Origin of the sequence: Streptomyces klenkii, assembly GCF_003626645.1 — a bacterium.
Taxonomy (GTDB): domain Bacteria; phylum Actinomycetota; class Actinomycetes; order Streptomycetales; family Streptomycetaceae; genus Streptomyces; species Streptomyces klenkii.
On sequence record NZ_RBAM01000041.1, the window covers coordinates 1 to 11,802 of the forward strand.

General features: G+C 65.8%; 9 protein-coding genes. 4 read left to right on the top strand and 5 right to left on the bottom strand.

Annotation, left to right across the window (positions count from 1 at the left end; genetic code table 11):
• Positions 1-179: 179 nt before the first annotated feature.
• On the top strand, positions 180-749 hold the full coding sequence (locus tag D7231_RS34195) for a hypothetical protein (protein WP_147449859.1): 570 nt from the start codon (positions 180-182) through the stop codon (positions 747-749).
• A gap of 735 nt (positions 750-1,484) precedes the next feature.
• A protein-coding gene (locus D7231_RS34200; RefSeq protein ID WP_242000068.1) for an IS5 family transposase occupies positions 1,485-2,293 on the top strand; the annotation gives its coding sequence in 2 pieces (ribosomal slippage) (positions 1,485-1,802 and positions 1,805-2,293; 807 coding nt in all).
• A gap of 2,103 nt (positions 2,294-4,396) precedes the next feature.
• Here the strand turns inward: D7231_RS34200 and tpg are convergent.
• The 4 genes from tpg to D7231_RS34220 form a co-directional block, all read right to left on the bottom strand.
• Positions 4,397-4,987 (bottom strand): telomere-protecting terminal protein Tpg, encoded by a 591-nt coding sequence (gene tpg / locus D7231_RS34205; protein ID WP_194962780.1) that lies wholly within the window; start codon positions 4,985-4,987, stop codon positions 4,397-4,399.
• Positions 4,988-4,990: 3 nt separating this feature from the next.
• Entirely contained in the window at positions 4,991-7,129 is a 2,139-nt protein-coding gene (gene tap / locus D7231_RS34210; protein WP_120760194.1) for a telomere-associated protein Tap, read from the bottom strand.
• Positions 7,130-7,897: 768 nt separating this feature from the next.
• Entirely contained in the window at positions 7,898-8,134 is a 237-nt protein-coding gene (locus D7231_RS34215; protein ID WP_147449860.1) for a hypothetical protein, read from the bottom strand.
• Positions 8,135-8,154: 20 nt separating this feature from the next.
• The gene (locus D7231_RS34220; RefSeq protein ID WP_120760199.1) at positions 8,155-8,607 is read right to left on the bottom strand and encodes an ATP-binding protein; all 453 of its coding nucleotides are present in this window, start codon (positions 8,605-8,607) and stop codon (positions 8,155-8,157) included.
• Positions 8,608-8,778: 171 nt separating this feature from the next.
• Between D7231_RS34220 and D7231_RS34225 the strand changes: the two genes are divergently transcribed.
• Complete coding sequence (locus D7231_RS34225; protein ID WP_324197183.1) at positions 8,779-9,696, top strand: helix-turn-helix domain-containing protein; 918 nt, start codon at positions 8,779-8,781, stop codon at positions 9,694-9,696.
• Positions 9,697-9,705: 9 nt separating this feature from the next.
• Complete coding sequence (locus tag D7231_RS34230) at positions 9,706-9,948, top strand: DUF397 domain-containing protein (RefSeq protein ID WP_120760204.1); 243 nt, start codon at positions 9,706-9,708, stop codon at positions 9,946-9,948.
• A 262-nt stretch (positions 9,949-10,210) separates the two neighbouring features.
• Here the strand turns inward: D7231_RS34230 and D7231_RS36335 are convergent, their stop codons facing one another.
• Entirely contained in the window at positions 10,211-10,768 is a 558-nt protein-coding gene (locus tag D7231_RS36335) for a hypothetical protein (protein ID WP_147449861.1), read from the bottom strand.
• Between the last annotated feature and the right edge of the window lie 1,034 nt (positions 10,769-11,802).

The window sequence follows — 11,802 nt, forward strand, 5'->3', positions numbered from 1 at the left end:
GTCTTCTGGGCCACCAGCGGCGTCGCCCACATGCACAACCTCGCCCTCGCCGGCTGACCCGAGCCCAGAACTCCGCAACACCCACATCACCGCAGCACAGTTACGGAGTTACGAGAAGATCTCTAGGAGACCCCGGGATGCTTAGGCATGCTATCCCGCCTGCGTCGTTCTTCACGCAGGTGTCGAACGAGATCATCCGCCACCCTCGGTTGTCGTCAGACGCTGTACGACTGCTGACCTGGCAGTTATCGCTGCCCAAGGGCCTTGATCAGCCGCTGTCGGAGACGGCCAAGCGGGCAGGGATCAAGAAGACCGGGTTCATCCGTGCCAAGCGCCAGCTCGCGGCGGAGGGCTACTTTCACGAGTGGCGGCGCCAGGGCGAGGGCGGCCGGTGGTCGACCACACAGCTGATCTCCAACGTGCCGCTCTCCGCACAAGCCGCGATCGCTGCGCGGGACGGCTGCCCGGCGGACCACATCCCGACCGTCGGCCAGCCGGAGAACCGGCCTGTCGGCCGTTCCCAAAAGAACACTGAGCAGAACATCTCCAACCCTCCCTCCCCTCCCCCTGCGCCGGCTGACCCGGAGGATGCTCACCCCCAGATCGAAAGGCAGGAAGCGCTCCCTGCTGCCGAGACCTCGGAGCCCATGCCGGATGTTCCTGCTGTCCCTGAATCGCTGGCCGAGCGGGGCGCGTTAGCCCTCGCTGTGGTCTCACACAGAACGACGACTCCGGCTCTCCGGCCCTGAGCTGACAGGCCTGGCACCGCTGGTGGGCGAGTGGTTTCGGCGCGGCGCCGCAATGGGAGACCTCCGTCAAGCCCTGACGGAGAGGCTTCCCTTAACGGTTCATTCTCCGGCCGGCCTGATCCGTCACCGGCTTCTCCGCAAGATGCCTCCGGTACCGACCTTTGCAGAGCAGCGTGCCGCCGAGCTCCGCGCGAACGGCGGGCGATCGCGGCTCTCCGGTACACGGGAATGCCAGGGCGAGCACGTTCAGGCGCGGTTGTTCCGCCCAGTGGCCGACGAAGTTCTGTGCCCGCAGTGCCGTAATGAGGCAGCCGCGGATAGTCAGAACCCGAAGTCCAGGTCGGATGGCGCGGCGGCCCGGCGGGGCGCGAGCACGGTCAGAAGAGCCGTGAACGGCGTTACGGAAGTGATCGCATAACCGTGCAGCGACGAGCGTCCTGACACATGTGAGTGGCTCTCCTCAGCACACTCACCGTGAGCGTCCCGAGTTCGACCTGCCGTGGCCGCATGGGCAGCCGAAGGGGAAGGCGGCCTGAGCGGGCCGACTGTCGAAACGCCCTCCTTACCGGCGGCCAGCTCAATTCCAAGAGCACCACTCTCAGGCCTTGCGGCTTCACCTCGAACACGGAGGTCACTTGGTATCGAATGCTGCAACCATAAGAGCTCGTAACGCGATCTTGTTGAGTTTGGCTGGTCAGCCGTGACGTCAGGGGTGCTTCGGCTGTTCGTGAGGGTGTGAGCAAGCGGCCGTGGATCGTGGACGACGGACTGTGGGCAGTGGTCGAGCCGTTGTTGCCGACCTGGCCCGAGCGGTCGCCGGGGCCGAGGCCGGTGTCCGACCGGCTGTGCCTGCAGGGCAACCTGTACGTGCTCTACCAGGACATCAGCTGGCAACTCCTCCCGCCGGAGCTGGGGTTCGGCTCCGGGCAGACCTGCTGGCGACGGCTGGGCCGCTGGCACGAGGCCGGCGTCTTCGACCGGCTGCACCGCATCCTGCTCGCGAGACTGCACGCCGTCGGCGAACTCGACTGGTCCCGTGCGTGTGTGGACGCCTCCCACACCCGCGCGAAAAAGGGGGAGCCGGCACCGGCCCGTCACCGGTCGACCGCCGGAAGACGGGCAGTAAGCACCACCTGATCTGCGACGGGAAGGGCACCCCGTTCAAGGTCATCACCACCGCGGCCAACGTCAACGATGTCACCCAGACCCTCGCACTCGTCGACGGCATCCCACCGGTCGCGGGCAGGCCCGGCCGACCGCGCAGACGCCCCGACGCCCTGCTCGGCGACAAGGGCTACGACAGCAACCCCAACCGAAAGGAACTACGCAAGCGCCGCATCCTGCCCGTCATCTCCCGCAAAGGCGCACCCAACATCGAGGGCCTGGGAAAACTCCGCTACGTCGTCGAGCAGACCTTCTCGCTCCTGCACCAGTTCAAGCGCCTGGCCGTCCGCTGGGAACGACGCCTCGAACTCCACGACGCCCTTGTCTCCCTGGCCTGCGGCCTCATCTGCTGGAGACGTCTCAACAACCGCAAACCATGATCGTGTTACGAGCTCTAAGAACCGCACTCAGTGCGAGCGCTCTCCATTCCCCTCCAGCAGGGGACGCAGGGTAGCTCCATTGCGCCGCTGTACTCCCGGAGGCCGCGCCACACACCACAAAGGCATCCCGGAACTTGCCTTTCCTCGGAGCCATGCCAGTAATCCTGCTCGATCTCCCCCGAGCGAGACTCACCGAGCTGTATCTTCAGGGCCCCGCATAGAGTGCTAGGACTCCCCGTCGCCTACATGTGGGTTGAGAGGAAGGAAGACAGCGCGTGCTTTCTCCCATCGTCTGTGGCGGAAGCATTTTCGCGAAAAGGTGCCAGACCTTGGAGCCAGTGCGGTCGCCATCCCCTCAGACGGAAAGACCGTGGTCATCGCTCAGCGCAGATACAAGCGGAAAGCGTAAACCTCGGCTGGTTCGCCGACCGCCAGCAGTTCAACGGGCAACTACTTCCCCTCCGTTGTACAGGCGTGGCCGTCATTTTCGTCAACGCAGCCTTCGCCCTCCCGGCGATTCGGTTGAGACGATTCCCGTGCATGCACCTCATAGCCCCGGCATATGTTGGGACAGTGGGTGACTTGAAGTACACAGCCCGGACGCCCTCCATGGGGACCACCCAAGTCCAGCCAGCATGGCCGAGGCATGACCTCAGCCTCGCCTGGGTGAACCTGGCGACGCCCGGTGCTCAGAGGGCCTCACCCATAGGTGCTGCCTTGCAGAACCTAACTGCCTCGGCCGGTTCTGGGCGAACAGGCCAAGGCTGGTTGGCGTCGTTGCGATTGAGGCTTGCTCACAGCTGACAGGTCTCACAGGTCAGCCCGTCTGCCTGGGGAAAGAGGCTGTGAGGCTCACAGCTGTGAGCTGTGAGGGGCCACCTGAGCCAGACGACGCCGTGAAGTACAAGCGGCCGGCGGAGCGGTGGACATCGCGCAGCGACTCGCTGGCGCGCCCGGGCAGTCCGGCTGCCACTCGCCTTCTCCGCTTGCCGAGACAGACAGACCAGTCACCGCCCGGCGAACCTGTCAGTTGTGTACGACGTCGGGCGGCGGTGCGAGCCTGTTGGTACTGTCGGCGCTTTCAGGGGCTCAGCCCGGTTTTATTCGAACATGGCCTCAGCTGCTCGGCTCAGCGGCCATGCTGGATTTGGCGAGCAATTATGTCGATGAGCCCCGGGGCAGGGCGGCAGCGTGGGCATGCGTTCCGGTGATACTCTCAGGGGCCCGTCAACGGGATCTCGTCGTTAAAGCATCACCTTGCGGCGCCGGCAGGCAGTGCGGAAAGACCTGCGCGCCATGGCAGCAGGGGATACTGCTGGACCTGGACATGACGAGGTGAGCGCACAGCCGCAAGCTGCTGCTCAGATGCTTGGTGTCGAATTCCGTGGCACCGGACAGTCTGCAGAATCGGGAGACGTAGGCAGATGTGGTCGGGGTACCCATTGTCGGGCTCCAGCCACCTGACCACAACTGAGCCGAAGCACAAGGGTTCGTCACCAGGGAGCCCCGCCTACACGTTCTGCACTTGCCAAGCAAGCCACCTGTCACCAAAAATGCATCCCACTTGACACCCAGCAACTCCGCAGATGTGACCCGTCACGCCCCAGCCGGCCTCCACTCGCTGAGCGCTATCTTCACTTGGTGGTTGTGCTCGGCATGCCAGAGAACCTCACCACTGACTTGGGCACCGACCTGCGGCAGTTCGGCGCCGTGAGGCATTGCCGTGAGGCATTGCCGTGATCTCGGCCAGGCCGACAGCATCTGGGGCACCGTGGATTCGCAGGAAGACACCAAAGGGCTGTCGGCCGATGACTTCGCCAATCACCTGCGTTCCTACAGGGAGCGCCTCGCGCGTCGCTGACCAGACAGTCTGGGCTCTCACACCGATCTCAACGCCGTCATCGGGCCAGGAGTATTCATGCATCCCTGCGATCTTCCCTTCAGCGCCTCAGGGCGTCAACACCTTCAATGGGCCACCGCGAGGACGTTTCCGGCAACGATAAAAGGGCATTACCGTCACCTCGCGACACCAAGCCTGCCGTCGCGACAACCACCGCACTGCGACTCAATCATATTATCTCGCAGTGCGCCGCGTTCTCTCACTCAGAACTTGAAGTCGATGTAATCGATGCCCGTAAACTCGACTTCCAGACCCGAAGCACGGCGCCCGTAATCCTGGAAGTACTCCTTCTGGAGGCCTTCGGCAATGACCTCGTTGGGCGTCTGGGTACCAATGCCTTTCTGTGCGTCGAAGAGGCGTCGGGCGTATTCCGGGCTGAGGTGGGCGGTGATCCGGCGGGGGCGGGCTTCGTCGGTGGTGCCGATGGGGGCGTGGTAGCCGAAGTAGGCGCGGGCCTCGACGGTGATGCCGGTGCTGGTCGCGGCTTTCTTCTTCGCCCGTTGACGGACTCGGGGCTGCCAGCGCGTCTTCACGGCGACCTCGATCCGGTCGGCGATCTGCTTGGGCGGGTTCTTGCGGGTGCCGCGTCGGTAGCGGTTGACGGAGTCGGCGGTGACGCCGATTTCCTCAGCGATGGCCTTAGCGGTCTTCATCGTCCGCATCAGGAAGTTGATCTGCCCCTGGAGCGTCTTGGGGGCGTCGTGGGTGAAGGATTCCTGGCTTGCGCGCTCGACGGCGTCGGCCACCAGGGCGTCGTCAGTGTCGGCGTTACGCGGCTGGATCCGGCGTGCCACGAGTTACTCCCCTCCCTCAAGGACGGCGTCGTGGCCGTCCTTGATGTGGCGTGCCGGGTTGAGGCCTTGCTCCATGAGGTCCACCGCCCAGGGCATCTCCTGTACGCCTTCGACCTTCACCAGGCCCGGCGTGCAGCCGAGACGGAAACTGCCGGGGAGTGGCTTGCCGGAGGTGGTGTAGGGCAGGAAGTCCAGCGGGCTTTGGCCGGGCGAGGGGTAGACGACGCAGTCGGAGAGCACCGCCAGCGGGTACAAGCCGGTCGCCTCCGCGGTTTTGAGGATCTTGCGGTGCATGTTCACTCTGGCCTTGGAGATCACCGCGGCCCGGATGTCCGGGCGCCAGGTCGGGCGTTCCAGGGCCGGCCACCGCTCGCCGTCGCGGTAGTGGCGCCCTTGTGGCCGCTCTCTGAGCTTTCCCACGCCGCCTTTGACGGTGGCTTTGATCGCGGCGAGGACCGCTGCCATGCCGGGGTCGACCTGCTTGTGGTGCTCCATCGCGGCGAGGAATGCCTGGTCGTCCAGGTCTGCTGTGACGCCCAGGTCCGCCATGGTGTCGACGTAGGCTGATTTCAGGCGGTCGTGCCAGGGGTCGAGGTAGGCGCCGGTCTGCCGGCGCAGGTAGGCCTCGGCCGGCTGGATGTCGTAGCCGAGCTCGACGGCGTAGGCGACGGTGTGTGTCTCGTACCAGGCCGGCCCCTCGGGCCGCTTGCCGCTCGGTGTGAAGGGTGAGGGCAGGCGGGGGTCGAGCTGGATGTGGGAGAGGTCGACGTACCAGCTGCCGGGGGCCTTCTTGTCGAACCGCGGGCGTTGCACGTGCTCAGGGCCGGACAGGCCGACGGTCAGCCTTGCTGCTGCGGCCAGGAAGGCTGTGTTGATGTCCAGGCCGACCGCGAAGGGCAGCACGACTTCGTCGGCGCTCAGGAGGTCGACGTCACGGACCCACTGGTAGGCCTCCTCGTCGAGGAAGCCGCCGGTCCAGCCGCTCTCCACGACCACCGGATGCTCCGGTGTGGCCTCCGGCGGCGCCGGGTCCACCGGACTGCTGCCGAGTGATCCCGGGTTGTAGCCGGAGACCCACTCGCCGCTCTGCTCGTCCCGCACTGCACGCGTCGGCGGGCGCAGCGCCGTCATCAGTTCCAGGCCGGAGACGGCGGTGGAGCCGCGGGGGGTGATGACGCGCTCGGCGTAGGTGCCCAGGACGCGGGCGAGTTCAGCGGGTGGAAGGTCGGACACGCCGGGCCAGGAGCGGGTATCGAGTGCGTCCCAGGGCAGGATCGCCAGTTGCACGCACTGCCGCTCACTGCCCTGGGCAGTGCGGTAGATCCTGGGCCAGGGGCCGAAGCCGCGCTGGGTGAGCTGCCATCGCGTCTTGGTGATCTGCTTGACGACCGGGTGGTCCTCTGGAAGACGCAGGGAGCGGCGGGCCTCGAAGCCTTCCAGGCGCTCGGGGAGTCCGAGCTTCACAGCGGCCGATGCGGTCAGGACGACCAGTGGGTCGCTGTCTTTGCCGTTGCGGTGCAGACGCGGTGCGCCGATCCCTGACTCCTTGAGGGTCCAGTCGACCAGCTGCGGGATAGTCGTCGCCGGGCACTCCAGCACGACGCCACCGGTGCAGTACGCCGAGCCGTCACCGTCCAGCACGGCGAGGGGGCCGTGGGGGAAGCGCGGATCAACGGCGGGCCTGGTCGGGGTGGTCTTCTTCGCCGGGCGGTGCGGTGCCGTGCGGCGGGCCATGGGTCCCGGTTGCTGCTGCGGCACCTCCGCGGGCGCAGCCGCAGCGGGCGCGGCAGGGGCCGGCGCGGGCTCTTCGGCGGGCACGACGGGGGCCGGCTGCTCTATCCGGCTGGCAAACGTTTCGGATGCTGGCCCGGCCGCAGGAGCAGGTGTGGTGATCTTGGGGTATTTCGCCGCCCAGCCCTCCAACAGGCGCTGGTAGGCCTGCAGACGCGGCGGCCTCGGCTCGCTCCTGCCGTTCTCCCAGTTCTTCACCGTCTGCAGCGTCGACTTCAGCACCTGAGCCAGACGAGACTGAGTGATGCCCGCAGCCTCCCGCAGCCGGGCCCGCTCCGCCGGCGGCGGCAACTGCGGCTCCTCCTCCAGCAGCGCATCCACCGCGGCAAACAGCTCATCCTGAGTTGGCACGTGCCTCACCTCCACTCCAGACACTATCGAATTTTATCTCTGTTGGGCATTCCAACTTAACCTTGAGATTAACCCTTTCGGGGGTTGTGTATCGCCCTGGATGCAGGGCCTCCGGATCTAGGTTTGGCCGTCCTTGCCCGGTCGGAGGGCGGCAGGGTAAGCGCTACTTGTCCGGCACAGCGGCCAACCCACGGCTGGCTTGCCGAGCCACGAGAGCGTGTTGACGGACCCGGACGGGTGCGCTGGCCTCTGCGAGCTTGCTGCGCCCCTACCCTCCGGCTGGCAGACATTCGCCCCTGACGCACAGAGACGCCCCGCTCCGGCTATACGCCAGTGGAGGCGCCCTCTTCGGGGGCATGCAGCAGACCCAGTGGTGACTGCCCCTGGGTCCTACCGTCAGGGGATTTCCGTGCGAGTTGCCTTCACTGCCAGCGGCGCGGCAGTCTCTCCGATCCTGTATCGCCCTTCTCCTCGTGACGGAGCGGCATAGGACGGCGGATGCAGCGCCATGGCCGGTGCGCTCGTCGGGTGTGCCGGAGCTGCCGTCGGCCTCGGATGGCGAACTTGCGCTCGTCCTCGATCGAGGCGAGGACGACGACTGTGATCGGCTTGGAATAGCAGTTGCACTTGTACCGGTGCCCGGGGCTGCCGATCGGAGGCGGGGCGAATCCCCGGTGGGGGTTTGGCAGATGCCACCAGAGCAGGGCCAGCAGTAATCCAAGGCCCGTCACTGCGAGAAGGATGGTTCCGACGACGACGCGGTGGGGGTCATCGGCGAGCATGACTCGCCCCCCGGGAATTCCACGGCAGCGTGCGGCGGAACAGGGTGCGGGATCGGCGGAGGATCCTGGCGCGGCTCGGCTCGGCCGGGAAGATGCCGAGGCCGGTCTCGTCGGCGAGCGCGTAGGCGAGGTCACGGGCCGTGGCGGGCTTCATCTCGACGAGGAGCTGAGTGTCGAAGTACACCCAGATGCGCTGGTTCGGCTGACGGCCTAATCGGCTCACGGAGACGCGGTGCGGCTTGATCACGCCTCGCCCGTCCCCTCGGTGGACAGCTCAAAGAAGACACGTGTCGCCCGCCGCGTACCGTCCCACGTCCGTGACACACCGGCCCAGTACGCGAGCCGGCGCATGAGCGTGAGCTGCCGCTCGGCGCCCATGTCGGGGGTACTCAGGGTGTACAGCAGCCGCGAGGGAGCGGCAGCGTCTTCGACCGCGATCGTCAGGCGGGTGCTGTACAGGCAGACGCACATCGTCACGGTCGGCCCGTGGTCCTTGCTGCGGAGGATGTACGTCACCGCGTCGGAGACGCAAAGTCGCGCATCGTCGGTCAGCTCGGAGAAGGTGCCCGACAGCATGGCCCGCACGGAGTCGCGGAGCACCCGAGCGGTGGGCGGGAAGGCCGGTGCGGTGATGACGTAGGACTCGCCCGCGTCGTGGGTGGTGGTGCTGGGGTTGCTGAGTGTGCCGGTACTCATCGGATCTCCCAACGGGTTGTCGCGCCTCACACCGTTCCGTGGCTCGGCCGCCTCCAGACCTGTCAACAGGCGTGCAGACGGCTGCACTTCGGGTCTTCCCGGCGTGCTGCGCGGTACTGGGGGGACCATAGAACCGAGCGGTAAACCCTTGCAACCCTGAAGAGGAAAACCGTGCACCTGGTAGACCACTGGAAGATCACGCGCGAGACTGTTCCCGGACCTCAAGGAAGGAGCGGCATGCCACCGAGAGCGGCCCCCACGGCTCGGCAGCAGCGACTCGGCGCCGAGCTGCGCAAGATGCGCGAACAGGCGGGGCTGAGCGCCACCGAAGCCGGCCGCCTGATCAGCGCAGACCGCAGCCGCATCAGCAACGTCGAGGCGGGCCGGCTCGGCGTCAGCTCCGAGCGCATCCGCACGCTTGCCGGCCTCTATCAGTGCCCGGACGGCGCATACGTCGATGCCCTGGTGCGCATAGCAGAGGAGCGGGGCAAAGGCTGGTGGGAGCAGTTCAGGGGAACCCTGGCCACGAGCATGCTCGACCTCGCAGAGCTGGAATACCGCGCCACGAGCCTGACAGTCATGCAGGTCGTGTATATCCCGGGGCTCCTTCAGACCGAAGAGTACGCGGCAAGCCTCTTCCGTAATACGGTTCCGCCTCTCAGCCCGATCGAGGTAGACCGTCGCGTAGCACACCGCATGAGCCGGAAGTGCATCGTGCAGCGCACCCCCACAACACCGTGCACCTTCGTGGTGCACGAAGCAGCACTGCGCATGATTCATCCAGGCCGAGAGGGCCAGCGCCGCCAGCTCGACCGACTGCTCGAAGTCAGCACCTACGAAGGCATCGAGCTCCAGGTGATCCCCTTCTCACACGGCTCGTTCCCCGGCGCCAACAGCTCCTGCACCTATGCCACCGGCCCCGTGCCGCAACTGGACACCGTGCAGATCGACACGGCGCACGGCTCGCTCTTCCTCGATGCCGAATCGCATCTCGAAAACTACCGCTTCATTCTGCGGTACGCGAAAAAGACATCCCTCTCCCCCAAGGATTCGGGGGACTTCATCCGCAGTGTCGCAAATCAACTGTAAAGGCAAGCAATGGACATACCGGGTGTTAAGTGGCAAAAGTCCTCATTCTCCGGAGACAGAGACGAATGCGTCGAGCTGGGGAACCTTCCCGGCCAGATCGCGATCCGCGAAAGCGACACACCTGAAGCGATCGTAAGGACCACCCGGGTCAAGCTGGAGGCCTTCCTACTCAGCATCAAGACAGGCGAGTTCAGCACCTGGCCCAGCACAACGGCTTCGAACTCAACACCACCCGACTATCCCAGCAGGTGATAAAAACCAGCCGTCCAGCACAACCGGATCAGTCCACTCACGGCACAGCAAACGCTCCAGTGCAGGCTGCCCGGCAGCAGGTGTCCAAGGGCTAACCCCGCCCGGTCACCGACTGCCAGGGGCCGCCCTGCCCGCATAGCACATGGCGTCCGGGGGGGGAGACACTGGAGGTCGTCGGGCACCGCACCGGCTCCACAGGAGTACCCGGAAAGTGCTCCACGCCGGCAAGCCAGGCACGGTTACACGACGGAATCGCTGTTGACTATCCCACTGCCGCTTGAAGCGCCCGGATACGCGCTCGCTCAACCAGATCGACACGGGCCTGCTCCTGCGCAAAGCTGCACCCCTGGATGTTGCTGGCACGTGCCAGTACCGCTGCCGCCAAACGGGCTGCACGAGGCCCAGGCAGCTCGGGGCCACGCATGTGTGCATACCTCAAAGGGGCACCCTCCAGCGCAAGGGCCGCGCAGTGGGAGCCGACGTGGCCCAGTGCATCGACAGCACCTTGCGCCAGCCGGACGGTACGGGTTCCCGTCCCCGCCACCTGCAGCATGACGAACGCGCCCTGCACCAGCAGAGACTGACCATTGGGCAGGTCTCCATGACGGTGCAGCCAGTCAACGCCACGGCGAGCATCGCGCACCGCTGCCAACGCTGCTTTCCACTGCTCGGGGGTCAAGTGGCGGGGCGGATCGAGCACATGCTCCTGAGCCTGCGTGAGCCGAGCGTACGCGGCGTACAGGATGCCTTCCGATGCAGCGGCCTTGACGAGATCCGCAGCCTCGCCGGGACGACCGATACTTCTCATCAGCTCGGCCACACGATACAGCGGCGCAGTACTCGGATACCGCAGCACTGCAGCCCCTGACACAGAGCCAGGTGGGACAGTCACAGCAAAAGCCCTTCGTTGACAACCAGCGAGACAATGCCATGGAGCCGACGCACGAACCACGGGACGCGGTCAGCGGAAACTGCATACGGCAGTGCACAGAACCCCCCGGAGCGAGCATTCGCGTGCTCACGAATTAGGCCTCCTGCAGGCCGTCGTGTAGAGCGACTCTGGTGAGAATGGCACTGGTTGGTGGTTCGCTCACGCGCCTCGGCCCGTGCGTGAGTGGGTGGCAAGGCGTTGCGTCCGCCACTTCACCTCACAGCATGCCCGATCCGAACACAGATCAAGGCACGAACGCGAGTTTTCCTTCAATACACGCACTCAGCGAGTCCCTTTCATTCTATCCCGGAAGGGTGAGAGGAACTGGTCAGAGGGTGCAACGAGGCGAGGCTCCTGGTCGTTGCTCTGGTGTTCTCTACGCACCGCGCGCTTCGCCCGAGGAGCCTCGCTTGGATCCGTATCCTTCCACGCTCGACGTCCCCTATGAGATCGTCGAGCACGTCTCGTGGCTGATCTACACCCGCCGGCGTGAGCTGAAGTCGCCCTGGCGGAGGCCGGGGCTGCTTCAAACAGGCCCTGCTGATGCTGGCCCACCGGCGGAAAATGAGTCGTTCGCGTAGGTGGGTGCCAGCTTCGGAGTGTCAGAGTCCCCTGCACGGAGGCACGTTGATGAAGCGCTCAAGCCCCTCGCGGCCTGGGCCCCGAGCCTGCACGAGGCTCTGGCGGGCCTGGGTGAGGGCGACTTCGTCATCCGTGGCGGCACCCCGATCTCAACAGGCCGGATCGCCGCGGACGGGCCGTACTCCTTGTAGAAGCACAAACGGGACGGGATGTAACGTCCTTGTGCTTGGTTGGCCGTGGGGCGTCGTTGGCTGCGTCTCGTCGCTGGTCAGGGGCTGGTTAACGGTTGGGGGGTGCTTTGCTGGTGAGAGGTGATGGCTGCGACAGCCTGGATGGTTTGA